This window comes from Bradyrhizobium arachidis, assembly GCF_015291705.1.
Classification (GTDB): Bacteria; Pseudomonadota; Alphaproteobacteria; order Rhizobiales; family Xanthobacteraceae; genus Bradyrhizobium; species Bradyrhizobium arachidis.
Genome location: NZ_CP030050.1, coordinates 3,828,276 through 3,852,809, shown reverse-complemented (window position 1 = coordinate 3,852,809; position 24,534 = coordinate 3,828,276). Strand labels below are relative to the sequence as shown.

Here is a 24,534-nt window from a genome sequence, read left to right as displayed (position 1 = left end):
ATGGCCATGGACGCCCGCGCCGAGAACAAGCACGCCCCCGCCGAGAAGATGAAGCGGAAGGACTATGAGAAGGAGCTCGAAAAGCTCCAGGTCGAGCTGTGTCACCTCCAGGAATGGGTCAGGGCCGAGAAACTGAAGGTGATCATCATCTTCGAGGGGCGCGATGCCGCCGGCAAGGGCGGCACCATCAAGGCCTTGACGGAAAAGGTCAGCCCGCGCGTGTTCCGTGTCTGCGCCCTGCCCGCGCCCTCTGACCGGCAGAAATCCCAGCTCTTCCTGCAGCGCTATATCGAGCAGTTCCCCGCCGGCGGCGAGATCGTGATCTTCGACCGCAGCTGGTACAACCGCGCCGGCGTCGAATATGTCATGGGCTTCTGCTCTCCGACCGAGCACAAGCGCTTCCTGGAACTGTGTCCGCTGGTCGAGAAGTTCGCCGTGGACGCCGGCATCGTCCTGATCAAGCTCTGGCTCGAGGTCGGGATGGAGGAGCAGGAACGCCGCTTCACGGCGCGGATCGAGGATCCGCTGCGGCAATGGAAGCTGAGCCCGATGGACACCGAGTCGTTCGGGCGCTGGTACGATTATTCCCGCGCACGCGACATGATGTTCGAGGCGACCGATACCAAGCATGCGCCGTGGCGGCTGATCCGCTCCGATGACAAGCGGCGCGCGCGGCTGAACGTCATCTCGCACATCCTGAGAACGATCCCATACAAGAAGGTCAAGCGCGAGAAGATCAAGCTGCCGCCGCGGTCGCACAAGGGACGCTACAACGACCAGGCGAGCCTGCGCGGACTGAAGTTCGTCGAGGAACGATACTGAAACGTATGGATTGAAATGGGAAACGGGCTGCGGTGACGCAGCCCGTTTGCCTTGGCGCCCTCCTCCCGGAGCTACTTCAGCTTGATCGTGACGCCGCCGACCGCCGCCGACACTTCCGCCCCGACCCGGGGACCGCTGAGCTGCAGGATCACGCCATTGGCGTTCTGCAACTGCACGGCACCTGCGCCCGCTGCGACGGCACCGCCGGCGCCGCCCACTGCATAAGAGCCTTCGATCGACGCCGGCCCCCTCAAATTGAGCGCGCGGCCGACGAACTTCGTGGTCGACGCCCCGACCGTGAAGCCGACGCTCATGCCGGAGACGGTGAAGGGATATTTCTTGCCCCTCAGAACCAGAACGCCCTCCCCGCCGCCGACGCCGACGATGAATCCGCCCTTGGTGAAGACAACGGCAACCTGGCCGGTCTCCGCACTCGCCGGCGGACTGAAGCCGGCAACACCCACCAGCGAGGCAACCAGGACGGCACCGAAGGTCAATTTTCTCATGACGTTTTCTTTCCCCTATTGAGCCAGGATCATCGCGAAGTAACCGAACACCGTGAGCAGGATGCCCGAGACGGCATAGCCGACCGGGAAGCCGATCCACGGCACGGAGCTCTGGATTTCGACCGCGGCCTCGCGGCATGGGCCGGAATGCGAGCGCGCGCCCGCAACGCCGCCCATCAGCACGGCCGGGTTGATCTTGAAGACGTGGTAGCCGATCGCCCAGACGATGAAGGGCGGGATGGTGCAGGCAATGAAGCCGACCAGGAAGATCTTCAGCGCCACCGCACCGGTGAGCTGCGCCAGCAGACCCGCCCCGGCGTTGACGCCGACGATGGCGACGAAGACGACGAGGCCGAGATCCTCCAGCACGTTGCGGGCCGCGTTCGGCGTATTGCCGAAGAAGCGCAGCCGCGACACCACCGAGGACACGATCACACCGGACAGCAACAGGCCGCCGGCATTGCCGAGACCGATCTTGGCACCGAACGCCGGGAACTCGATCATGCCGATGAGGAACCCGACGATCATGCCGACGGCGAGCGTGAGCAGATCGGTCGAGGTGTTGGCCCGCGCGATGCGGCCCCACATCTCGCCGAGCTCGTTGACGGCGGACTTCAGGCCGACCACCGAGACGATGTCCATGCGCTCCAGCTTGGTCTTGAGACCAGCCGGAATCTGCACGCCGCCACGCTCGACCTTGGTGACCTGCAACTGGCCGGCGATCGCGGTGTCGCGGAAGGACTCGAAGGTGCGTCCCACCATCTCCTTGTTGGTGACGAGAATCTCCGCCTGGTCCATGGGAATGCCCAGCGTCTTGGCATCGGCGACCTCCGGGCCGATCAGGCCCATCTTCTCGGTGAGGTGCTCGGTCGCGCCGCCGAGCGCGACAACGTCGCCCTTTTGCAGCACGAACTCGGGATCGGCTCCTTGCGGCACGCCGTTGCGCCCCACATTGACGATCCGGTATTCCGGATTGATCGCGCGGAACTTGGCGATGGTCATGCCGACCGTCGCCGGGTTTTCCAGCCGGTAGGCTCGCAGGCCGAACTGGCGATAGCCGGTCAGGCCGCCGCCTTCGAGATCCTTGACGCCGAATTCCGTCTCATACTGCTTGGCGGCGGCCTTGGCATCGACGCCCCACCAGCGCGGCAGATATTTGCAGATCAGGATGATGCCGACGGTGCCCCAGATGTAGGTGATGCCGTAGGACAGCGCGATCATGCCGGAGGCTTCCTCGGGCTTCATCCCGGCTGGAAGCTTGACGACGCCGGAGGTGACGGCCTGCTCGGCGGAACCGATCGCCGCCGACATGGTCTGCGATCCCGCCAGCATGCCGCCGGCCGCGCCGGGCGGCAGTGAGAACATCTTGGCGCCGATGACGACAAGCGAGAGGCCGATCACGCTCGACACGACGGCCAGGAGACAGAATTTGAGTCCGTCGCCCCTGAGGCTGTTGATGAAGGACGGGCCAACGCGCAGGCCGACGCCGTACATAAAGAGATAGTAGAACAGGCTCTTGGCGAAATTGTTCAGCTCGAGCTTGACGCCATAGGTGGAGGCCCACACCGACAGGCCGGCGCCGACCACGATAGCGCCGGCGACCATGCCGAGGCCGTAACCCTTGATGCTGGCCCGGCCGATATAGACGGCGAGACCGACGACGAAGAACAGCAGCAGATACGGGTTCTGCTGGAGGAACGTGAAAAACGCGTGCATGGTCGTCCCCTCCAAGTCCTATGAGGCGGCCTTGAGCTTGGGCTGCGCACCAGGCTTCGGCCGGCCGAGCTTCGCCAAGGCTTCCGTGCGCACGAGCTTCAGCCCTTCCTTGGCGTCGTAGCCGTGGATCTCCTTCACATCGAGCTTGCGCATGAAGTCGATGGTCTCCTGGGTGATGACCTGACCGGGCACCATGATTGGGAAGCCCGGCGGATACGGGATCACGAAGTTCGCCGAGACGAGTTCGGGGCCCGCCTTCAGGCGCCGATCGATCTCGGGATCGTTGAGGCGGATGTGCTCACAGCCAGCGACGTCATAGGCGGCATAGAAGCCGGTGCGGATATCGCCTTCGTTGGTCTTGCTGCCGGCATCGCCGCGGAAGCTCGGATGGAAGTGCGAGAAGTTCGGCAGGTCGGGCACATCGGTCATCAGGCTCTTGACCCGCGCCTCGAAGGTCTTCTTCGCGTTGGCGCCGCCCTGCGCGAGGGCGCGATCGACCTCGCCCGCGATCTCGGCGAGGACGCGCACGAGATGCGCGACGTCGCTGCGGGTATTGTTGATGTTGGACTGGAGCAGAACCGAGTTGCGCGAGGTCTTGTTGACCTGGATGTTGTACTCGTTGGCCAGGATGCCCTTGAACTGGGTACCGTCATAGCCGGCCATGCCGCACACCAGCGTCATGCGGGTCGGATCGAGACAGAACTCGTCCTCGTCGAGGCTCTTGAGCGTATTGACCCAGTTCACGCCGGCCGCGAGATAATCGGTGAAGCCGCTCTGGCGATACTGCGCCGGCACCATGGCGTCGGCGCTGAGCACGCGGAAATATTTCGAGATCAGCGGATTGTTGTTGACCGCCTGGCGGATGGCGAAGGCGATCTCCATCGCATTGGCGACGAGGCCATAGCCTTCCAGCTCCATCTGCCGCCTGGAGATATCGAGGCTGGCGATCAGCTGCTGGTTCGGACTGGTCGAGGCGTGGGTGAACACGGCTTCCTTGAACTGCTGCTCGACGGTGTGGAATTCGACGTCCTTGACCGAAAGCATGGAGCCCTGCCGGATCGCCGACATCGACTTGTGGGTCGAGTTGGTCTGGTAGACGCGCAGGCGAATCTGCCTGGGATCGGGAATGAGCCGGGTCTTGAGCAGCACCTCGTCCGACGGGTTCTTGCCGAGCTCGGCCTGCTGCTTCTCATAGGCGGCGACCGATTTGGGGTCGCGCATCCAGGCCTCGATCTCGTTGGCGGCGCCAAGGCCGGTGCGGCGGCGCAGGAACGGCGAGAAGCGCGCGAAGCCGAACCAGGCCTCGTCCCACAGGAAGATCAGGTCGGGCTTGATGGCGAGGCATTCCTCCATCACCCGGCAGGTGTTGTAGATGTGGCCGTCGAAGGTGCAGTTGGTGAGATCGAGCATCTTGACGCGGTCGAGCCGACCGTCGGCCTTGGCACCGAGCAGCGCCTGCTTGATCGTCTTCAGCGGCACCGCGCCATACATCGAATATTCCGTCATCGGGAAGGCTTCGACATAGAGCGGCTGGGCGCCGGCCAGCACCATGCCGTAATGATGCGACTTGTGGCAGTTGCGGTCGACGATTGCGATGTCGCCTGGCGCCAGCAGCGCCTGCACCGCCATCTTGTTCGAGGTCGAGGTGCCGTTGGTGACGAAGAAGACGCGATCGGCGCCGAGCGCCCTCGCCGCCTTCTCCTGCGCCTTCTTGATGTTGCCGGTCGGCTCCAGCATGCTGTCGAGGCCGCCGGTGGTGGCGCTGCTCTCGGCCAAGAACAGGTTCGGGCCGTAGAACTCGCCCATGTCGCGGATCCAGTCCGACTTGAAGATGGATTTGCCCCGGGCGATCGGCAGCGCGTGGAACGTCCCGATCGGGCGCTGCGCATATTTCTTGAGATTGTCGAAGAACGGCGTGTCGTAGCGATCCTGGATGCCTTCGAGGATCGACAGATGCAGCTCCAGCAATTCCTCGACCGAATAGAAGATGCGGCGGACGACGTTGGCTTCCGGATTGCCCGCAAGCTCTTCGACGTCGCGGTTCGAGATCATGTAAAGGTCGAGCTCGGGCCTGACGCGCTTGATGATCTGAGCGAGCCGCAGCGCGGAAGCATCGGATTCATCATTGATTCCGGCCGCAGCCGTGATCGAACGCAGCACCGGCGCATCGTGCCGCGAGCGCAGGCCAAAGCCCTCGTTGATGATGACCGCGGCGATGTTGGGGTTGAGCATGGTCGCGCAGAAGGCATCTTCCAGGCTGCCGACGATCACTGGCTCATAGACGAACGCATCGACCGGCCGCCGCATTGCGCCATTCGGCCGCCAGTGCCGGCCATTGGCTGGACGACACGCCTGTCACGATCAGGGTCTCGAAATAGGGCCGGCGCGCGGTGTGCGCGCCGAAGGTCGGCGGCACCAGCTCGGCGACGTCGCCATTGCCATCGTCCTTCGCGCTCCAGTCGCCGGCATGCTGGCGGAAGGATCGCGTCGACAGCGCCTGCGCGATGCGGGTCGCCAGCGCGAACGAGGTCGGCCCGTCGCCGGCGGCCGCGGCTTCCCGCAGCGCGGCCATCAGTTGCAGACCGGGATAGCCATGATACTCCTCGGTGACGGAGAGCTCGGCCAGCGCTGCGTCGAAGGCCGCGCGATTGCCCACCCGAGCCCAGGTCTTCGCGGCCTCGACCAGGTCACGCCAGTCGTCTGCCCGCGCGCCGGGTCCGGAAAAGAACTGGTCAATGCGCTTCTGCGCGGCCTTGGGCTCTCTGGACATAGGTCTCTCCCAATTCCTGGGGCGAAGGTGATGCGGGATCGTGAGTGCGGCGCCGCTTGCTCCATTGATCCAAGTCAACGGTCCCGTGCATTCTGACGGGCGGTGCCTTCCGTTCGCATCGCAATAGGACGGCGTCAGCCCGTGCGTTGCGCACTCGCCGCCTGATCACTGCCGAGCAGACTGTCGAGCGACCGCAGCCATTGGTCACTGTCGGTCTTCTGCGCCAGCCCCTCGGCCCGCAGGAGATCGCGGAGCTGCGCATGCGCGCCGACGATGCAGAGAGTCACCTTGCGCGACGCAAGCTCGTCATGGAGCTCGTGCAGCATCCGCGCTCCCGCCAGGTCGATGTAGGGCGAGGCCGAGAGGTCGCAGGCCACGAGGTGGATGCCCGGCGAGCTCCGGAGCGCGGCCAAGACCGTGTCCAGGATTGTCTCTGCATTGATGTAGAGCAGCGACGCCTCGGGACGGAACGCGATGATGCCGACCAGCGGCTCGACGTCCTCATGCCTTGCGCTGTCCGAATAACGCCCGCTGCCGGGCAAGCGGCCGAGAAACGCGACGTTCGGCCGCGAGGCTCGCGCCAGCAGCAGGAAGATCGACGCGATCGCGGCCAGCAGGACGCCCTGGAGGATACCGAGCAGGAGCACGGCGACCAGGGCAATCGCCGCCGCGTAGAAATCGATCCGGCTGACCTTCCACATGCGCAGCAGCGCACGAACATCGACCAGCCTGTAGACGGCGGCGAAGACGATGGCCGCCAGCACCGCCTTGGGCAGATTGGTCAACAGTCCCGTGAAGAACAGCAGGCACAGCCCGAGCGCCACCGAGCAGATCACCAGCGCCAGCGGCGTGCGTGCGCCGGCATTGTCGTTGACCGCCGATTGCGACAGACCGCCGGCGACGGGATAGGCATGGCCGAACGCGGCGGCGAGGTTCGCCGCGCCCAGGCCGAGAAATTCCTGGCGGACGTCGAGCGGATAGCCGTGCTTGGCCGCGAAGCTGCGGGCCGCCGATACGCCTTCGATATAGGCCAGCAGCACGCAACCTGCCGCGAGCGGAAACAGATCGTCGAACTCAAGCAGGCCGAATGTCGGAACGCCAAGCGCCGGCAGCCCCTCCGGTATCTTCCCGGTAACGGGCACACCGAGACCGGGGAGGCCGAGCACCGTTGCCACAATGATCGCGAGCGCAACGATGGTGATCCCGACCGGCTTGCCCGGCAAGCGCCGTTCACCGAGGAGCAGCAGCAACAGCGCGACGGCGCCGATGCCGAGCACGAGCGGATGGATGGCGCCGAGCTGCCCGGCCAGCTTGATGGCGCGATCGAAGAAATTGTGGCCGCCGCCGGGAACGCCGAGCAGGCTCGGCAGCTGGCTCATGATGATGGTGAGCCCGGCCCCCGCCTTGAAGCCGACCAGGATGCTGTCGCTGACGAGACGGACCAGCACGCTGAGCTTGAACAGCCAGGCGATGAAGCACAGCACCGCTACGGCAAAGGCCGCAAGGCTTGCGATCTGCGCATAGCGCACCGCATCGCCGCCGGCGAGCGCGCCGACGCTCGCAGCGATCATCAGCGAGATCGCCGAGGTTGGGCCGATCGCGAGCTGGCGCGACGCCCCGAGCAGGGCATAGCCAATACCGCCGAGCAGGTAGCCGTAGACGCCGACTTGCGGCGGCAGCCCGGCGAGCGCCGCATAAGCGAGCGAGACCGGAATGGCGTAGGCGGCAAGCGTGATGCCGGCGACGGCGTCGGACGGCAGCCATTCGCGCCGATAGGTTGCAAGCCATTCGGCCGGCGGAAAGAACCGCGTCCAGGTCGGATTGGACGGTGTGCTCATCGCCCCTCCTCCTCACGTGGCGTTGCCTCGCAACGCAGCAGGACAATCAGTAGCGCGACCACCGGAATACCCAGCGCGAGCTTGGGACGTGTCTCGGTGGCAAAGGCCCCGGCCGCCGCGCCGCAGCCGAACACCGCACACAGCGCGAAGAAAATCGCCGACTTGCGCAGCGTCCCGAGCGGCGCTCCGCCGTAGACGACCGCGAAGATGTTTTCGACGACCTGACGCATGTTGCCGGTGATCATCACCGTGCTGCAAACGTTGCCCTCGACCTTGACGAACATCGCCGCCTGTATCGCCGCGACCATGGAGATGCCGAGCGTTCCGGCGAGATCCGGCAGCCGGTTGTGCAGGATTCCGATCGTGATCAAGAACAGGATCTCGATCAGGATACTCAGTGCGCCGGCCCGATTCCCGGCAATACGGCGCAGCCAGGCGGCGATCACGATGCCGACGGTGAAGGCCATGATCGGCGCCGCGAAATGCAGGGCCTGCGCCCAATTGCCGGCCATCGCATAGACCCAGAGGAGGATCACATTGGCGGTCTGCGCATTCGCCATCACGCCGTGGATGATCCAGGTATAGGCGTCGATATAGCCGCCGGCGAAGGCGAGCAGCATGACGATCTCGACCGTTTCATCGCGGCGCACCGCGCCGGCAGCGACGTCCAGAGTGCTCATGTCGGCAATGAGGGCTGGCGCAAACACTTCATCACGTCATAGGCCCCGCCTCGTCCCCGCCCGGGCTTGATCTGGATCAAGCAATCCCGCCGGGCGGCCAATCAAATCGCGGCAACGCGCCGGGGATATGCGACCATGGATACCGTCAGGTGGATCATCACCACCGCACCGGAGATCTTCCTGCTGCTGGCCATTGCGATCGGCACCATCCTCGGCCGCATCAGGATTCGCGGCTTCTCGATCGGCACCACCGCCTGCATCCTGATCGTCGCCGTCCTGATCGGACAGCTCGGCAGCTTCGCGTTCCCGCCGGTTCTGCGCGCGATCCTGTTCAGCCTCTTCGTCTTCACCATCGGTTACCGGTCGGGACCGGAATTCTTCGCTTCGCTGAGCGTGCGGACCCTGGCGCAGGTCGTGCTGGCGCTGGTGATCGGCGCGACGGGTCTCGTGCTCGTGCTGATCTTCGCCTATGCGTTCAAGCTCGATAGCGGAACGGCCGCAGGCCTCACCGCCGGCGCGCTGACGCAATCATCAGTGATCGGCACCGCCTCGGGCGCGCTGGCGCAGCTCGGCCTGCCCGCCGATGTGTTGAAGCAGCAGGAAGCCCATATCGCGGCGGGCTATGCCGTGACTTATGTGCTCGGTTACATCCTGACGCTGCTGTTCGTTCCATTCGTGGCACCGCGGCTGATGCGGATCGATCTCAAGGCGGAGGCGAAGAAGCTCGAGGCGCAGCTTGCGGGCGGTACTCCTGCAAAAACCGACAACCTCTCCTATCGCAAATTCCAGGCCCGCGCCTATCGCGTCTCGGCCGCCGCGGGCCGCACCGTCGAGGCGATCGAGACGGAGATCGGCCGCCGCACCATCGTCGAGCGGATCGTGCGGCGCGGCGCCGACATCCCGCCGCACCGCGAGACCGTGCTCGAGGCAAACGACGACATCGTCCTGACCGGCCCGACTGTCGCGATCGTCGCGGCGGAGCCCGTGATCGGCGAGGAGATCGACGCCGACGCGCTGCTGAAGAGCTTGCCTGGTAACGTCATCGAGGTGCTCGTGGAGAACCGCAAGCTGCACGGCCGCTCGATCCGCGAAGTCGCCGAGATCGTCGGCGACAGCGCACGCGGCGTGTTCCTGCGCGCCCTCACGCGGATGGGCCGGGAGGTGCCGCTCGGGCCCGACACGCGCGTCTATGTCGGCGATGTCATGACGCTGGTCGGCAGCACCGGCAATATCGCGCGGGCCGCAGTGCAGGTCGGCCACGCGCTCAACGCCGGCGACCGGACCGACATCGCCTTCCTTGCCACCGGCATCGCCGTCGGCCTTCTGGCCGGCCTTGCCAGCGTCAAGGTCGGCGGGGTCGCCTTGACGCTTGGTGGCGGCGGCGGCGCGCTGATCGCGGGTCTCGTCTTCGGCTGGCTGCGCTCGCGCAAGCCGACCCTGGGCGCGATGCCGCCGGCGGCGCAGCAGACCTTGAGCGACATCGGTCTTGGCGGCTTCATCGCCGCGGTCGGGCTCGGCAATGGTCTTGCCGCCTGGTCGGCGATCCAGGCCCACGGCCTGCTGCTGGTCGGCATGGGCATCGTCGTCACGCTGATCCCGATGACGGTCGGAACGCTGGTCGCTTACTACGTCCTGCGCATGAACCCGGTCGTGACCTGCGGGGCGCTCGCCGGCGCCATGACGGTCGATGCCGCCGTCACCGGCGCCTGCGACGTCGCCGAGAGCCAGACGCCGGTGCTCGGCGTCGCCGTGCCCTATGCGGTCGGCAATGTCGTGCTGACGGTGCTCGGCCCGATCGTGGTGGCCGCAACGTTTTCAGGATGAGGGAGAGCACGATGCATCGCTTGCCTGCAATTCTGTGCTCGTTCGCGATCACCCTCCTCGCCCTTTTCGTCGCCGCATTGCCCGCGCGCGCCGAGGACGAGATCCGCATCCAGGAGGAGATCTGGGCGTTACCCCTGCCGCTGCCGATGTTCGCCTATCTGGTGCGCCCGGTCGGCGACGGCCCGTTCCCGCTCGTGATCATGAATCACGGCGTGTCGCTCATTCCGAGGGATCGCAGCTTCTTTCCGCTGGTGGAATTCCGCGATGCCGCCAAATGGTTCGCAAAGCGCGGCTATCTCGTGGTGGCGCCGGTCGGCAGCGGTTATGGCGCGCAGGCGATCGACGTTCCCGATCGCGCGCTGTTCGGCCCGTTCTTCTCCAAGATCGGCAAATGCACCAATCCCAATTTCCATGATGCCGGCCTTGCGGTCGCGCAGGTCGATCTCTGGATCATCGACTTTCTGGCCGCCGAGAAGCGGATCATCCCGAAGGACGTGATCGTGGTCGGCCAGTCCGCCGGCGGCTGGGCCGCGATGGCGCTGTCGAGCGTGAACCCGCCGCAGGTGAAGGCGGTCATCATCTTCGCCGCCGGGCGCGGCGGCCGGGTCGGCGGCAAACCCAACAACAATTGCGCGCCCGACAGGCTGGTCGAGGCGACCGCGGATTTCGGCCGCACCTCGCGCGTGCCGATGCTGTGGATCTACATCGAGAACGACACGTTCTTCGGGCCCGAGCTGTCGAAGCGCATGTACGCCGCCTTCACCGCCAGCGGCGGGCGCGCCGAATATCATCTGATGCCGCCGTTCGGCAATGAGGGGCATTTCTTCATCGGCTCGCCGGAGGCGATCCCGCTCTGGTCGCCGCTGGTGACGAAGTTCCTCGATGCGCAGAAATGAGCTCACATTTCGGAGACGCGACCATGCCCCGCCCTATTGATTGTCTCTCCGGTCTCTTGACGTTTGCGGTCATCGCCACCGCGACAAGCTCCGGCATCGCCGCACAGAAGACGGCGCAGGCCGACAAGCCCGCCGAGTTTGCAACGCGCGGCCAGCGCGAAGCCAAGGACATCACCTATGGCGACTGGCAAAAACTCTGCTTCAAGGCCGGCGGGGCGCCGACGCTGTGCCGGACCTCGATCACGGGCAAATTCCCGACCGGTCAGACCGCGGTGCGCGTCGACCTGATCGAGCGCGAGGATGCTCCCATCGCCCGGCTGCAATTGTTCGTGCCCGTCGGCATGTACCTGCAACAGCCGCCCAAATTGACGATCGACCAGGGCACGCCGTTCCGCGTGCCCTACACCTGGTGTGCCACCAATCTCTGCATCGCGGCCGACGTGGCGTCGCCTAACACCGTCAAGGACTTGGCATCGGGCAAGGCGCTGACGCTCGAGCTGGTCGATTCGAATCTCCTGGCCCTCACGACCTCGGTGCCGCTGGAGCAGTTCGCGTCCGTCCGCAGCGGCGCGCCGGCGAAGACGCTGGAACAGTATGTCGACGAGTGAGCGCTCGAGGCCCTAAGCCGTAGCCGCGCGCGTTACCGACTCGATCAGGGATTCGGCGGAAAACGGCTTGGTCAGATAGGCGACGCAGCCCGATGCGATCGCCGCGGTGCGGTTCGCCGGACTGTCGTTTCCGGTGATGTAGATGACCGGCGCGGTCACACCCCTCTCCGTCAGCCGCAGGCGCAGCTCGATGCCGGATTTCCCGTCTAGGTTGATGTCGAGCACGATGCAAATCGCCCGCTCCAATCCGCCGTAGTCGAGCAAGGCGCCCGCGGACTCGAACAGCGTGGCGACGAAACCGTGCGCGCGGAGCAGCCTCGACATGCTCGTCCGGACGGACGGATCGTCATCGACGATGAAGACGGACTGGTGCGTCGGCACGGCGACCTCTCAGGCGGCATCAACGGTGATGGCCCTGTGGCTGAAGGCGATATGACCCGGCCTTCCCCTCGCATCGGGCAAAAAGCTGCAGGTTCCGCACCTGCATCGCAGCACCGTGCCGACGGGTTTTCAATTGTCCCTTCGGGAAGTCACACCAGGGAAACTGTGCAGTCCGTGGCGACAAATCAGTTAATCGCCATTCGCATCGAGCATTCCGAGCCGCTCCGCGATCGAAACGAGTTCCGCAAGCGAATGGACCTGCATCTTCTCCATCACCTGATGGCGATGCGCCTTCACGGTGCGTTCGGTGGTCCCGAGCGCGTGCGCGATCTGCTTGTTGATCCGGCCGCGCACGATGAGATCGAACACCTGCCGCTCGCGCTGCGTCAGCGTCGCCAGGTGGACACGAAATGTCTCCAGCCTGCCGCGATGCGCACGCGCGACGCTCTGGCGCGCCAGCGCGCGCTCGATAGCGTCGATCAACTGCTCCGAGGAGATCGGCTTGGTCAGGAAGTCTTCCGCGCCCGCCTTGATCGCCCGCACGGTGGTCGGCGTGTCGGCGAAGCCGGTCAGGAAGATGATCGGCAGCGTCGAGCCCGATGCGACCAATTGAGTCTGCAGGTCGGGGCCGCTCAATCCCGGTATCCGCACGTCGAGCAGGATGCAGCTCGCCTGCTCGTCGTCCGGCCCGGCATCCAGCAGTTCCTTCGCCGACGCATAGGTCGCGACCTCATAGCCCGCCAGCTTCAGCCGACGCTCGATCGCCGTCCGAAAGGATTCATCGTCGTCGACCACGTGAACGAGGCCTGGCACCTACCACCTCTTGCATTGAAGACCGCTGATGGTCTTCTCACTCTACAAATCAGTCTTCATCCGTTTGAGGATTGAAATGTCTGCTTCGCGATGAGTCAAATTTGAAGGACGCAATGCTTTCTCATCCTGTGCACCCGGGCAATCATGTTGTCCCTTGGTACAATGGACCTAGGGACAATGGATTGAAATACCGCCTTGGTCGAAAATCAACTTCAGCGGGAGTGGGATAGCGCGGCGCATTCCGGCTGCGAAAATAGTTAGCCTCACAGACCAATTCGGCGACAAGCTGAGGAGTTGGCCTATGTTTGTTCGCATCACCACGGATTCCGCACCGCGCCCCAATTCCCTCCGCGACCTCGGCATGACCAGCGATTCAAATGCACTGGTCAATTTAAGCGAATTTTCCTACAGAAAAGGTAGCGAAATCTACGGCGAGAAAGAGCCCGCCGAATACGTCTACCAGGTCAAGTCGGGTGCGGTGCGAAGTTACAAGCTGTTGTCGGACGGTCGCAGGCAGATCGGCGCGTTCCACCTCATCGGCGACATCTTCGGGCTGGAAAACGGCGGCGAGCACCGCTTTACCACCGAAGCGATCGTCGACACCACGGTGCGGCTGGTCCGGCGGCAAAGCCTGGAGATGGTGGCTGAAAGCGACGCCATGGTCGCCCGGAACCTGCTCAGCATGACCACGACCAACCTCCAGCACGCCGAGGATCACATGCTGCTGCTCGGCCGCAAGACGTCGCTGGAGCGGGTGGCCGCATTCCTGCTGGAGATGGACAAGCGCCTCTCCGCATCCGACGTCATGGCGCTGCCGATGTCGCGGCGCGATATCGCCGATTATCTCGGCCTGACGCTGGAAACCGTGTCCCGCGCCTTGTCGCGGCTGCACGAGATCGGCGTCCTCGGCTTCATCGGCAACACCCAGCGCCAGATCGTGCTGCTGGACCGGCACCTGCTCGCGCGCCTCGACCTGCAGTCCTGAACTGGACCGCGGCGCCGGCCGCATCAGTTCCGCGGTGAATCTGCGCCGGACGTTTCGGTCAGACCGAGATGCTCGAGCGTCTTGAGCAAGACCTCGAACAGGATGGCCGCGGACCAGCCGAACAGCAGCACACCGTTCATGGCCGTCAACGGTCCGATGAGCCGCCATTCCTGCACCGGCGTGATGTCGCCATAACCGAGCGTGGTGTAGTTGACGAACGCGAAATAGAGCAGATCGCTGCCGGCCGCGGCGGCGTGGACGATGCCGTAGGTCGCGGCCCACACCAGGACTTCCAGCGTGTGCGCGATCTCCAGGACCACGGCGGTCGCCATCATCACACCCATCAGACGCAATCGCGGTCGTTCGGTATGAGGCAGCAACGCGCGGCGGGCGATCGCGACCGCGGCGACCGTGACCAGCGCATGAAGTCCGATATTGATGACGCTGACCAGGGTGCCGACCAGGATCTGCAGCATCATTGCGATCGACCAGTCCTCAACTCGCGGCCCGCCTGCGAAGCCATCTCCGCCGCGTCAACTATAGCCCTGTCGATCTCGACCGGCGCGGTGCGCTCGACGCGGATCCAGGCCGCCGCGAGCTCCCAGGCCACCGACAGGATGATCGGACCGATGAAGAGGCCGAGGATCCCGTGGCTCAGCGTTCCCCCGATCACGCCGATCAGGATGACGAGCGTCGGCGTGGTCAGCCCCCGCCCCATCACCAGCGGTTTCAGGATGTTGTCGAGCAGACCGACGACGACGAGATAGAGCGTCAGAAGCAGGGCCGTGGTCACGTCCTTGTCCGTCCAGATCCAGATGACGACGGGGAAGAGCACGAGGAAGGCGCCGATCTGCACGATCGACAGCAGGAGGACGATCACCGCGAGCAGGCCCGCGATCGAAAGGCCTGCAAGCTTGAAGCCGATCCCGGCGAAGAACGCCTGCACGATGGCCACGCCAATCACGCCCTGCGCTACCGCGCGGATGGTCGCGCCTGCGAGTTCCAGAAAATGCTCGCTCTGCTCCGGCACGACGCGGACGAGGAAGCCCCTGATGGCGGCAACGAGCTGCGGCCCGAACGGAAGCAGCAGTCCGGCGACGAACACCGAGAGCAGGAACTCGAGCATGCCAATGCCGGTATTGCCGGCAAACGACAGCATCATTCCCGCAAGCGGCTTCAGATATGGCGCCACCTCACGCAGCACCGTGCGGATGTTGGTGGAGGCCAGATTCCAGAACTCATAGAGCTGCGGGCCGACCAGCGGCCAGCCCTTGATCTGCTCGGGCGCGGCGTGAAGCCTGAGTTCGCCGCTGCCGATCTGCCCTGCGATATCCTTGATTGCTTCGACGGCACCGAATCCGAGCCAGGCCGCCGGACCGATCACGATGCCGAGCGTCACGAGCGTCAGCAAAGCGGCCGCGGTGCGGGGCCGGCCACCGAGGCATCTGGCGAGCCAGCTGAACGCCGGATAGAACGCCACCGCGAGCACCGCGCTCCAGGTCAGGATCGGCACGAACGGCTTGATGATGAGGAAGGTCCAGATAATCAGGAGAGCCAGCAATCCGAGCCGGATCACAAGCTGGATCACGTCCGGAAATACAAGCTGGCGCGGTTTCTTCAAGGTCGAAGCCTGTCGCTCGGGGCGGGCACACGCGTGCAAACAGTAGTGCCCTGCCCGCCGCGGCAAGCTTGATCCAGATCAAGGTGATATCCCGCCGTTCGTTCAGGAGCTGCCCGTCAGGCCTGCCCGCGTCAACGCGGCGGCGGAGTCAAGGCACGCAGGATGTCCGGCCTCCAGGCCTGACGGACACTGTCGAAGGCTGCGAAGTCGTGGTCGAACTGCCAATAGGCCCAGGCCCAGCCGAGCTTCTCGGCGCTCCTCGCCATGAACGACAGGTATCTCACGCGGCTGTCGGACGGCGCCCGCTCGTACACGCCGAACTCGCCGAGATAGACCGGGCGTTTCTCCTTCTCCGCCCAAAGCTTCATCTTGTTGAAATCGGCGGCAGCCTTGGCTTCGTCGTCCGGGCTGCCCCAATCGAGCGGCCCGATCCGCGAAAACGTCCGGGACCACGGCGCGCCCTGATGGGTGAACCGTATCGGCGCGTAGTAGTGAAACGTGACGATGATATTCCCGTCGTCGGCCGGCAGCGCCAGCTCGTCGACTGGAATCTCGTCGACGTTGAGAACGGCGGCAACCACTTGCCGCTCGGGATTGGTGCGGCGGATGATGCCGAGGCATTCGTTGAGGAGCGTGTTCCAGCTCGCCGACGTCATTTGCCCACCGGGCTCGTTCAAGACCTCGAACACGAGTCCTGGATATTTTCCGGCATAGCGCTCGGCGATCTGCCGCCAGAACGCCCTGAGCTTCTCGGCGCATCCGGAAACGTCGCTCTGGCAAACGTGGGTATCGTGCTCGTCGAGGACGGGGATGAGGCCCCTCGCGAAAACCTCTTCGATCACGGCATCGAGCCGCCGCAGGACGATCTCGTCCAGCACGTTGCCGGGACCCATGAACTTGAAACCGAAGAAATTGATTCTGACGTGCGAGAAGCCGGCCTTCTTGATCGCCGTTAGATTGTCCAGGCGGAACGGCGCGTTCTGACCGCCTTCCCAGATTCCATCGTAGCCGAGAATGTTGATGCCACGGCCCAGTCGCGGCATATCGCCGGCAGCGGCGGGCCCGACCGCACAGGCCTGGCACAGCACCGAGGCGAGGCAAAACGCTCTTGCTGCAAGAGACGAAATTCTCGGCCAGCGAGCCCGGATGGCGGTCATCTTGCTTCCCTTGGGTGAGGACTTAAAAGCCCGTCTGCGGCACCGGCCTGCATGTGGCGAAAAAGAACGCCAGGAGGAGCACCGACGTGAACATCGTCGAACGAAGGAACATCGTCTCGGTGAAATTGGACTGAAAGCTGAGGACGACAAATCCGATGATCAGGGCGCAGTGCGACCGGTCGATCGATTGCGTGGAAATCAGATGGAGTATCTTGTTCGAGAACAGGAAGACGCTCGCGGCAAAGAGCGCATATCCCAGAAATCCCGTTTCGAGCAGGATTGCGATGTAGCCGCTGTGATAATTGTCCAGGACCCAGCCGTGGTTCTGCTCGAAATAGTCGTAGACCGACGGGATGGTCCAGAAGCCGTTGATGCCGAATCCGAGCAGCGGCGCATTGTCGAGGTGGCTGATGGCATACTGCCAGATGAAGGTCCGCTCGGTGAAATCGATGCTCGCATCGCCGATACGGATGGCGTCGTAGCCCGTGACATAGAAGTAGAGGATCAGGAGAGCAGCCATCATGCACATGACGACCGGCAGCACCGCATAGATCCTCATGCAGCGGACCGACCACATCGAGGTCAGGAGCAATGCGCAGGCGGCGAGAGCAACGGCACCGGCGCCCCGCGATTCCGACGCGAGCACGCAGGTTGACGCCAGCAGGAACACGACGAGGAACGAGATCCAGCCCTGCCCCGTCATCTTCCGATAGCAGGAAAAGAACATCAGGTAGGCGCCGACGAAGCCGAGTGTCTGCTTGGATTCATAGACGCCCTGCCATTGGCCCTCGTGCATCCAGGTGTGATCGATCCCGATATCGGGCACCGCAATCGCGAAGAAGGCGGACGCGGCGACCGATATGAAGAGCCCGAGCACCGTGGCCCCCACAATCTCGTCGATGTCGATACGCGTGATCAGACAGAACGCACCGAATGTCGTCATCGCCATCGCCGCACTCTTCATGAATGCCGCGGCGTTCAGGCTGGACCACGACACGGAGACGACGGCGAGGGTGTAGAATGCGACCAGAACGATCAAATCGGGATTGAGCTGCAACCGCAGACGCGGGCGCACGAAGGCACTCGCGTAGATGAGCACGGCCCACATCAGGATCGCCACCGCCTGCTGCAGATTGCTCAGCTGCTCCGGCAGGAGCGCGGTGTTGAAATTGCCCATCGATGCGACCACGTTGACGGTGATCGAACTGAGGATGGCGATCCTGGCGAGCTTCTCGACGCTGGCGCTGCGCGCCTTCCAGAACGCGCTCTCGAGTGCCTCGGAATCCACCTCGGTCTGCAGGCTGGCCATGAGACGACTTTCCTAAAGCGCGGTTAACAATCCGCTAGCGCGCCGCGATCTCCGCATCCGCTCGGCCCGGCGACTTAAGGGTTTGGTAACGATACCAACCCTGCCCGCCGCATTAATGCAAATTACAGGCCTCCAGTGTCTCGCCCGTAACGACCTTGCTATAAAGCGCAGGTCCGGCTCGATCGACAGCCCCGATTTACCTGGTTTTTCCCGGTTGCGCATGAACAGGCCCAGCACCAACTTCGATATCGCCATCGAGCCGGCGTTCGACTTCCTGTCGCCGGAATACGCAGAGCTGTTCGACGGCTCGGCCGCCACCGCGTTCCAGCATCCGCTCTGGCTGCATAGCCTCTACACCGGGCTTGCGCCGCATGCGGGCGCAACCCCTCTGATCGTCGTGGCGCGCCATCGCGCAACGGGCGCGCTTGCGATGGTGCTGCCCATGCTGCGGGTCCGGCGTGGACCGATCCGGACCGTCGAGTTCGCCGATCTCCGCGTCTCCGACTATCTCGCGCCGGTTTGCAGCCCCGAGGTATTTTCGCAGTTGCTTGCGGACGAGAGTGCATGTGCCGAGATCAGGTACCTCGTCCGTCCGTTCGATCTGCTCCGGATGACCAAAATTCCCGACGGACGGCTTCCGATCGAAAATCTCCTGGCTGCGCCTCGCCGCGTGTCGATGGAGACCAATGCCTACGCGGCCGTTCTCGTCGCGCCGTTCGAACAATGGCGGGCCAGCGCGCTGGATCGCTCCTATCAAAAGGAGCTCGCAAAGAAATCTCGCCAGCTCCAGAAGAAGGGCGCCCTGAGCTTCGCATGCTGCAACGACAGCGCCTCCGTCGGCGAGGCACTGGACGTGATGCGAAAGTTTCGCGGTCCGCGCTTTCAGTCGCAGGGCGACGGAGACCTGCTCCAGCGCCCCGAATATTACGCCTTCTATTCCGACGTGGCGCTTCGCGGTCTCGGCTCCTTTGTTCGGCTTTATGCCATGAAGATGGATGGCGAGGTGATCGCCGCCGTGCTCGGATTGCACCACCAGGACAGCTTCATGGTCATCATGAGCGCGTTCGACATCGCCGGATACAAGAGCCAGTCCCTGGGCGCGCTGATGTTCGAGCAGGTGGCACGGGATTGCATCGAGCGCGGCGATCAGATGCTCGACTTCACCATCGGTGACGAGCCGTACAAGAAATTGTTCGGCGGGCAGCCCTCGCCGATGTGGACGGTCACGCAGGCCGGCAGCACCGCGGGCGCCATATCCCTGTTCGCGCTGAAGCAGGCCCCCTGGCTCAAGCTGGCCGCCAAGAGGATGTCGGAGTTCAGGCTCTTGCCGACCCGTACCTCGACGCCCACGCGCTGACACGAGCGGGCGCCGAGCACCGCAGCACTCAGGCGCGCAGCGCGCTTCGGACCTGCGCGAGCCAGCCCGGGCGCATTTGATCGACCCGATGGGTGAGGCTGCGCCGCAGGAAATGCAGCCGCCGCCGCACGTCCCAGCCGATATCGTTGCGGGACGTCAGCGCCTGGCGGAAGTGTGCCATCTTCAGCGATTGCTGGTCCGCCGCAATCTTGTCGCGATCGGAATAGAACTCCGATATCTTCGCCTTGCCCATGCCCTCGGTCATGAGCCAGCGCGGCGCGTATTCGGTGCAAAGACGCTCGACGTCGACCAGCAGGCGGGCAACGCCGGTGCCGGCCGCAGGACAGTTGGTCTGGAACGCATCGCCGATGAGCACGACGCCGTCCTGGAGGTGTCCTTCGACGACGGACAGGTCCATCACCCAATTCTGGACGCGGTCCGTCACGTGGAAATCGCCGAGATAGGGCCGCAATCCCGGCAACAGGCGCAGCAGCGTCGCTTCGGTGTCGCGGCGCAGATCGCGCATGACAGGATCGGCCGGGTCGCGGAACATGAAGAGATTGGCCCGCATGCCGGCCTGCACCGGAAACAGGCTGAGATAATCGACGCCGTCGGCGGTGCGCTCGCCGTAACAGGTCAGCGCGTTGAAATCGAACGGCGCGCCATCGCGCCGGGCAATCGTGAAGCCGAACGAGACCGAGTGGCCCGCGGCCAGCACGCGCCGCTTGATGCCGAGCTTGTAGCCGAGAGCACCAGCCATGCCCGTCGCCAGAACGACGAGGCGTGCCTTCAGGCGCCGACCGGAGGCGAGCTCGAGCTGCTGGACGTCGTCGCTGCAGCTGATAGCGGTGACCTCGTCGACGATCAGGCTGGACGCATCGGGGATCTGGCCGCGCGCCATCGCGACGAGATCCGCATACGGAAGCCCGTAAGCCTGGCCGACGCTGACATCAACCAGCTTGCCTTCCCTGATATTGAGCACGCGGTCATATGGACACGCGACGCTCTCGAGGCCGCGGATGAAGCCCAGCTTCCGGAACATCTCAAGCTGCGGGCCGCCGATCTTCTCGACGCGGAATTCGTCCGGATAGACCGCGCGCTTGTCGATGAGGGTGACGCGATGCCCTGCCCGCGCGAGCACCGCCGCGGCGAGCGATCCCGCAAGGCCGCCGCCGACGATCGCGACGTCGACCATCGTCGCAGCCCCGGTTGCTGCGACCGGCTCGGTCACGCTTTGATCCGCCGTCATGGTTCAGGCTCCCACGGTTAACGGTGGTCCCATTTGCAGTTCTCTCGTGCAATTCTCTCGCCTGATGTCGCATCGCGGGATCAAACGCGATCATTTCTACCGATCGAGGTTAATGAACTGGCGGACTGATCCAGCTCCATGACATCGCGGCACGCGCTTTGCTCGGGATGTCAGGCAAATCCCGGACTCGGCCTGAACGGCGGCCCTTTCCGGCAACCATTTCCGCATTCAAACGGCCGATCTTGTCGTCATGGCCGCCGATGCGGCGCTATGCCGCCATTTCGGTCGGGTCAGGGCTTTGCGCTAACGGGACAGTCGGGACGGCTGTGTTTCACGGTGACGCAGCCGGCGTCATCGCGACATCGTCATGGGCGGCAATATCCTGAAGGTCTCTCATTAACACTCGCGGTTTTTCGGCATGCTAGGCTATCTCCGATATCGAACCACGTCTCTTCAGGGGAGAGTTGCTCCTCAACTTCCATGATCAAATCCATCGTCCAGTTCATGCGGCGCGACGTGACGCGTGGTGTTGCCGGGACCATCCTGCTCAAGGTTGGTAGCGGCGCGCTGGCGTTTGCGTTGTTCTCGCTGGCGGCGCGGACGATGTCGCCCGACGGGTTCGGCATCTTCGCGACCTGGCTGTCGGTGGCGCAGATGGCATCGGTGGTGGGACTGGTCGGCCAGGAGTCGCTGCTGGTGCGATTCCTCAACGAGTATCGGGTGGCAAATCAGCCCGACCTCACCAAGGGCGTGCTGCTATCGAGCCTGAGGATCTCCTCCGCCGCGATGCTGATCGCGATCGGCGCAATCGCGATCGTGGCGAGCCTGCGCGGCGATTGGTGGCTGCTGATCCTCGCAGTGTCGGCCTACACGGCCGTGAATGCGGGATTGATGCTCGGCAGCCAGATCGCGCGGTCCCTGGTCAGCATCCTCATGGGAGAAGGCAACCGCGAGTTCTTCTGGCGGGTCAGCGTCGTCCTGTTTCTGATCGCCGTCCTGACCGGTCATCGTCAGCTCGATCCCGCCGAATTGATCGTCGTGATGACGATCGCGATGTCGATCGGCCTCGGCGCGCAGGTCGTCGCGATCACGCGCGCACTGCCGGATTTCCGCGCCACCGCAGCGCGTTCCGAGACGTCGCGCTGGAGATCGAGCGCGCTTCATTTCTGGGTCGCGTCCATCCTCGAAGCCGCCAACCAGTATTTCGACGTCATCCTGGTCTACTGGATGCTGGATCCGGCGACCGCCGGCATCTACTTTGCCGCCTCGCGCCTCGCCAACATCTTCGCCATGCTCTCGGCCGCGCTGTACAGCTTCGGTGCGCGCCGTCTGCCCTCACTGTACTTCAGCAAGAACCACCAGGAGTTTGAGCGGACCTTGCAGCTGATGGCGGAAGTGACCGCGCTCTGCGTGATCAGCGGACTGCTGTTGATCTGGATCGGCGGCCCCTATCTGCTCAACCTGTTCGGGCCCCATTTCGCCGCACAGCACTGGGTCCTGATCGTGCTTGCGATCGGAACGGCGTTCCAGGCGGCGGGCGGTCCATCCGCGGCGATCTTGCAGCTGACCGGCTATGAGCGCGAATATGTCCCCGTCGTCGCCGCGAACGTGGCGCTGCGGCTGGTCGGATTCCTCGTGCTCATTCCCTGGTTCGGCGTGCTCGGCGCTGCGATCTCGGCGACCGTGTCGCTGGCGCTCGCGACCATCGCCCTCAACATCCTCTGCCGCCGGCGGACCGGGGTCGATCCTTCAATTCTCGGATTGCTGCGCTTCTCTGCATCGAAGCGGGGTAATTACGCAGTCCGCGGAATGGACTCCGCCGAATAGGCGCAGGTTCAGCCGGCCAGACCCAGCACTTCGCCCCGGCGCTGCGCCGACGGATCGGCGGGCACGTGATTGACGACGATGCCAGTGGGCACCCCGCCGAACCGGGAGAGCGCAGCCGTCGCCCTGCGCATGGCCGCTGAATCGACCGCGTCTTCGCGCGCGACCAGGATGACGAGATCGGCATGCGCGGCCAGCGCCGCCGCCTCCGGCTGCAACGCCAGCGACGTCGCGTGAACCACGATCAGATCGAACTCGGAGCGAATATCGTCCGCGGGCGTCGCATTGGGCTGCTTGCCCGCGCCGAGAAGCTCGTCGACGCTGCGGACATCCGCCGTGGTGGTCATGCCGTCGGCCGGCGCTTTGGCGTTGGCAGGACGGGCACCGCCGAGATCCGGCTCGACCCGGATCAGGACGCCCAGCTTCCCGCGGCTCACCGCCCACCGGTTCAGTGAGCGCGCGACGGTGTTGCCGCCGGCGCGCTTGCCGACCGACATCACGAGAGCGACCTTACCCCGTGGTCCCGGTGACTTTTCCAGCCGCTCGAGCAGCGGCCGGAGATAGGGACCGAGGTCGAGCTCGGCGGTTGCGGACAGCGGACCTTGCCAGATGTTTCGGGGCCCTTCGCCCGACATCAGCTCGGGAACGCGGGCCCACACCGGCGGTCGTGCCCATGCGCCCGGCTGGCGCTCAGCCGGTTCGACCTCGCGCGCGCGAACGTCCGGAACGGGTTTGTCCGAGCCGCGTGCCGTTGCGGCAACGACGGCCGTCGATGTCAGCAGCGAGCCGATCGCGAGTGCGGCCAGCAGCAAGGGCAGCGGCGGAAGCGTCGAGCGCAGTGGCGGAACGGCGGATGACGCGATCTTGGTCTGCGAGCTCTGCAACAGGCGCTGCTCGTTCGTGGTCTTGGAGCGCGAGAGAAACTGCTCGTAGATGTTCCTGTTGGCTTCGGCGTCGCGCTGCAGCTCCTGGAGCTTCACCAGCGCCTGACCATCGACCAGCAGCTGCGATTCAGCGGCCTTCATCTGGCTTTCCAGGGCCTTCTGCTGATCGCGCTGCGCTTCATATTCCGACTTTGCGGTGTCGATGCCCTTGGCCCGCTCCACCTCGATCTGCCTGTTGAGATCGTTCAGCTGGCTGTACGACATCACGAGGTCGGGGTGGCGATCACCGAACACGGCCCGCTTCTGCGCAATCTGGTCGTTGAGCGCCGAGCGCTGGGCCCGTAGCGCGCTCAGCAGATCCTGCTTCACGGGGCTCTCGACATTGCCCTTGAGATCGCGCTGCGCCTGCTCAAAGCGGGCCTTGGCCTCTTCGGTCCGCGCGCGCGCGGCGGCGACCTGCTGCGACAGCTCGGTCACGCGCAATTGCTGCGTCGTGGAATCCTTGCCGGCGTTGACGATCCTGTGCTCGAGCTTGAAGGCGGCAACCGCGTCCTCCGATGTCTTCAACCGGTCGTTCAGCGTCTTGAGCCGGCTGCTCAGCCAGTCGGCCGCCTCGTCGGTCGCCTCGGTGCGGATGCTTTTTTGGCTCGCGACGAATGCCTCGGCGATGGCATTGGCGTAATAGGCCGCGCGGTCCGGCCGGTTCGAGGTGAAGCGGAAGGCGATGACATAGGTCAGCCCGCGGCGGGAAATATCGAGACGGTTGCGGAAGCGCTCGAGCAGGCGCGCGGGGTCGGTGTGTCCCCCGGAAATGTCCTCGTCGTCGCGAATCTTCAGCTGCTCGAGCAGCGGCTTGAGAAAGCCGTCGGACTTGGCGACTTCGACCAGGCTTTGCAGCGCGGCGCTGTCCTGTCCGATGCCCGGCAGGACGTCCTGCTCCGTGGTCACGCGCTGCTCGCGGGGATCGACGACGACTAGCGCGGTCGCGGCATATCGCACCGGAATCACGAGCAGGACGACGACGCCGAGCGCGAAGATCGCGAGCGCGAGCGTCAGGATGTGGCGACCGTTGTCCCGGATGAAGGACAGCGCGCCGGCGGTCGTGAGCATACCGCGCGCGGCGGCTCCGCGCCCCTCACCGTTCGACGAATTCCGGCCCTGCCACGACGCGGCGGTCGATCCGGAACTGGTCGGGTCTGCGCGGCGACCGAACGTCATGGAATTTACTCGGATTCAACTGGCAAACACTGGTTCAGTGGCCTGCCCCCAACGTAAATATCTATGGTTAATCCGC

Annotated in this window: 19 protein-coding genes and 1 pseudogene; 7 read left to right on the top strand and 13 right to left on the bottom strand. The window is 64.5% G+C overall.

Annotated elements, in window-relative coordinates; all coding sequences use genetic code 11:
• Entirely contained in the window at positions 1-822 is an 822-nt protein-coding gene (ppk2, locus tag WN72_RS17755) for a polyphosphate kinase 2 (RefSeq protein WP_244553830.1), read from the top strand.
• A 71-nt stretch (positions 823-893) separates the two neighbouring features.
• Here the strand turns inward: ppk2 and WN72_RS17750 are convergent, their stop codons facing one another.
• The 5 genes and pseudogenes from WN72_RS17750 to WN72_RS17730 form a co-directional block, all read right to left on the bottom strand.
• On the bottom strand, positions 894-1,328 hold the full coding sequence (locus WN72_RS17750; RefSeq protein WP_092217482.1) for a hypothetical protein: 435 nt from the start codon (positions 1,326-1,328) through the stop codon (positions 894-896).
• Positions 1,329-1,343: 15 nt separating this feature from the next.
• The gene (locus tag WN72_RS17745; RefSeq protein ID WP_027559034.1) at positions 1,344-3,044 is read right to left on the bottom strand and encodes an aspartate:alanine exchanger family transporter; all 1,701 of its coding nucleotides are present in this window, start codon (positions 3,042-3,044) and stop codon (positions 1,344-1,346) included.
• An 18-nt stretch (positions 3,045-3,062) separates the two neighbouring features.
• Positions 3,063-5,814: pseudogene (locus tag WN72_RS17740) on the bottom strand (decarboxylase).
• A 134-nt stretch (positions 5,815-5,948) separates the two neighbouring features.
• Positions 5,949-7,652 (bottom strand): SulP family inorganic anion transporter, encoded by a 1,704-nt coding sequence (locus WN72_RS17735; protein WP_027559032.1) that lies wholly within the window; start codon positions 7,650-7,652, stop codon positions 5,949-5,951.
• Positions 7,649-8,332, bottom strand: a complete 684-nt coding sequence (locus tag WN72_RS17730) for a YoaK family protein (protein ID WP_027559031.1) — start codon at positions 8,330-8,332, stop codon at positions 7,649-7,651. Before WN72_RS17730 ends, WN72_RS17735 begins: the two co-directional genes overlap by 4 nt.
• A 135-nt stretch (positions 8,333-8,467) precedes the next feature.
• Between WN72_RS17730 and WN72_RS17725 the strand changes: the two genes are divergently transcribed.
• Genes WN72_RS17725 through WN72_RS17715 form a run of 3 tightly spaced genes read left to right on the top strand, consistent with a single transcriptional unit; the run spans position 8,468 to position 11,660 of the window.
• Positions 8,468-10,156, top strand: a complete 1,689-nt coding sequence (locus WN72_RS17725; protein ID WP_092217087.1) for an aspartate:alanine exchanger family transporter — start codon at positions 8,468-8,470, stop codon at positions 10,154-10,156.
• Positions 10,157-10,167: 11 nt separating this feature from the next.
• Positions 10,168-11,052 carry an alpha/beta hydrolase family protein gene (locus WN72_RS17720; RefSeq protein ID WP_092217086.1) on the top strand — a complete coding sequence of 295 codons (885 nt, stop codon included), beginning with the start codon at positions 10,168-10,170 and terminating at the stop codon, positions 11,050-11,052.
• A 23-nt stretch (positions 11,053-11,075) separates the two neighbouring features.
• A complete protein-coding gene (locus tag WN72_RS17715) occupies positions 11,076-11,660 on the top strand; it encodes an invasion associated locus B family protein (protein WP_027559028.1) in 585 nt (194 codons plus the stop codon).
• Positions 11,661-11,672: 12 nt separating this feature from the next.
• On the opposite strand, the gene WN72_RS17710 is transcribed toward WN72_RS17715, so the two are convergent.
• Complete coding sequence (locus WN72_RS17710; protein WP_027559027.1) at positions 11,673-12,041, bottom strand: response regulator transcription factor; 369 nt, start codon at positions 12,039-12,041, stop codon at positions 11,673-11,675.
• A gap of 189 nt (positions 12,042-12,230) precedes the next feature.
• Positions 12,231-12,854, bottom strand: coding sequence for a response regulator transcription factor (locus tag WN72_RS17705; protein ID WP_027559026.1), 624 nt, complete (start codon positions 12,852-12,854; stop codon positions 12,231-12,233).
• Positions 12,855-13,155: 301 nt separating this feature from the next.
• Between WN72_RS17705 and WN72_RS17700 the strand changes: the two genes are divergently transcribed.
• Entirely contained in the window at positions 13,156-13,839 is a 684-nt protein-coding gene (locus WN72_RS17700) for a helix-turn-helix domain-containing protein (RefSeq protein WP_027559025.1), read from the top strand.
• A 23-nt stretch (positions 13,840-13,862) separates the two neighbouring features.
• On the opposite strand, the gene WN72_RS17695 is transcribed toward WN72_RS17700, so the two are convergent.
• From WN72_RS17695 to WN72_RS17680, 4 genes are all read right to left on the bottom strand, one after another.
• Positions 13,863-14,318: a potassium channel family protein gene (locus tag WN72_RS17695; RefSeq protein ID WP_028146339.1), complete on the bottom strand. Its 456-nt coding sequence runs from the start codon at positions 14,316-14,318 to the stop codon at positions 13,863-13,865.
• Positions 14,315-15,460, bottom strand: a complete 1,146-nt coding sequence (locus WN72_RS17690) for an AI-2E family transporter (protein ID WP_167380902.1) — start codon at positions 15,458-15,460, stop codon at positions 14,315-14,317. Before WN72_RS17690 ends, WN72_RS17695 begins: the two co-directional genes overlap by 4 nt.
• A gap of 131 nt (positions 15,461-15,591) precedes the next feature.
• Positions 15,592-16,617: a glycoside hydrolase family 5 protein gene (locus tag WN72_RS17685; RefSeq protein ID WP_092217078.1), complete on the bottom strand. Its 1,026-nt coding sequence runs from the start codon at positions 16,615-16,617 to the stop codon at positions 15,592-15,594.
• A 22-nt stretch (positions 16,618-16,639) separates the two neighbouring features.
• Positions 16,640-17,926, bottom strand: a complete 1,287-nt coding sequence (locus WN72_RS17680; RefSeq protein ID WP_092217077.1) for an O-antigen ligase family protein — start codon at positions 17,924-17,926, stop codon at positions 16,640-16,642.
• Between the two features lie 220 nt (positions 17,927-18,146).
• On the opposite strand from WN72_RS17680, the gene WN72_RS17675 reads away from it, so the two are divergent.
• Entirely contained in the window at positions 18,147-19,283 is a 1,137-nt protein-coding gene (locus WN72_RS17675) for a GNAT family N-acetyltransferase (RefSeq protein ID WP_027559022.1), read from the top strand.
• A 28-nt stretch (positions 19,284-19,311) separates the two neighbouring features.
• Here the strand turns inward: WN72_RS17675 and WN72_RS17670 are convergent, their stop codons facing one another.
• Positions 19,312-20,532, bottom strand: a complete 1,221-nt coding sequence (locus tag WN72_RS17670; protein ID WP_027559021.1) for an FAD-dependent oxidoreductase — start codon at positions 20,530-20,532, stop codon at positions 19,312-19,314.
• A 480-nt stretch (positions 20,533-21,012) separates the two neighbouring features.
• Between WN72_RS17670 and WN72_RS17665 the strand changes: the two genes are divergently transcribed.
• A complete protein-coding gene (locus tag WN72_RS17665) occupies positions 21,013-22,359 on the top strand; it encodes a lipopolysaccharide biosynthesis protein (protein ID WP_092217076.1) in 1,347 nt (448 codons plus the stop codon).
• An 8-nt stretch (positions 22,360-22,367) separates the two neighbouring features.
• Here WN72_RS17665 and WN72_RS17660 read toward each other — a convergent pair whose 3' ends face one another.
• Entirely contained in the window at positions 22,368-24,458 is a 2,091-nt protein-coding gene (locus WN72_RS17660; RefSeq protein ID WP_092217075.1) for a GumC family protein, read from the bottom strand.
• Between the last annotated feature and the right edge of the window lie 76 nt (positions 24,459-24,534).

What these genes read in the sequence shown, in the direction of transcription:
- WN72_RS17745 (WP_027559034.1), bottom strand. Translation starts at nt 3,044, where the DNA reads ATGCACGCGTTTTTCACGTTCCTCCAGCAGAACCCGTATCTGCTGCTG.
- WN72_RS17720 (WP_092217086.1), top strand. Translation starts at nt 10,168, where the DNA reads ATGCATCGCTTGCCTGCAATTCTGTGCTCGTTCGCGATCACCCTCCTC.
- WN72_RS17675 (WP_027559022.1), top strand. Translation starts at nt 18,147, where the DNA reads ATGAACAGGCCCAGCACCAACTTCGATATCGCCATCGAGCCGGCGTTC.
- WN72_RS17700 (WP_027559025.1), top strand. Translation starts at nt 13,156, where the DNA reads ATGTTTGTTCGCATCACCACGGATTCCGCACCGCGCCCCAATTCCCTC.
- WN72_RS17665 (WP_092217076.1), top strand. Translation starts at nt 21,013, where the DNA reads ATGATCAAATCCATCGTCCAGTTCATGCGGCGCGACGTGACGCGTGGT.
- WN72_RS17685 (WP_092217078.1), bottom strand. Translation starts at nt 16,617, where the DNA reads ATGACCGCCATCCGGGCTCGCTGGCCGAGAATTTCGTCTCTTGCAGCA.
- WN72_RS17730 (WP_027559031.1), bottom strand. Translation starts at nt 8,332, where the DNA reads ATGAGCACTCTGGACGTCGCTGCCGGCGCGGTGCGCCGCGATGAAACG.
- WN72_RS17680 (WP_092217077.1), bottom strand. Translation starts at nt 17,926, where the DNA reads ATGGCCAGCCTGCAGACCGAGGTGGATTCCGAGGCACTCGAGAGCGCG.
- WN72_RS17715 (WP_027559028.1), top strand. Translation starts at nt 11,076, where the DNA reads ATGCCCCGCCCTATTGATTGTCTCTCCGGTCTCTTGACGTTTGCGGTC.
- WN72_RS17695 (WP_028146339.1), bottom strand. Translation starts at nt 14,318, where the DNA reads ATGATGCTGCAGATCCTGGTCGGCACCCTGGTCAGCGTCATCAATATC.
- WN72_RS17725 (WP_092217087.1), top strand. Translation starts at nt 8,468, where the DNA reads ATGGATACCGTCAGGTGGATCATCACCACCGCACCGGAGATCTTCCTG.
- WN72_RS17660 (WP_092217075.1), bottom strand. Translation starts at nt 24,458, where the DNA reads ATGACGTTCGGTCGCCGCGCAGACCCGACCAGTTCCGGATCGACCGCC.
- ppk2 (WP_244553830.1), top strand. Translation starts at nt 1, where the DNA reads ATGGCCATGGACGCCCGCGCCGAGAACAAGCACGCCCCCGCCGAGAAG.
- WN72_RS17750 (WP_092217482.1), bottom strand. Translation starts at nt 1,328, where the DNA reads ATGAGAAAATTGACCTTCGGTGCCGTCCTGGTTGCCTCGCTGGTGGGT.
- WN72_RS17735 (WP_027559032.1), bottom strand. Translation starts at nt 7,652, where the DNA reads ATGAGCACACCGTCCAATCCGACCTGGACGCGGTTCTTTCCGCCGGCC.
- WN72_RS17670 (WP_027559021.1), bottom strand. Translation starts at nt 20,532, where the DNA reads ATGACGGCGGATCAAAGCGTGACCGAGCCGGTCGCAGCAACCGGGGCT.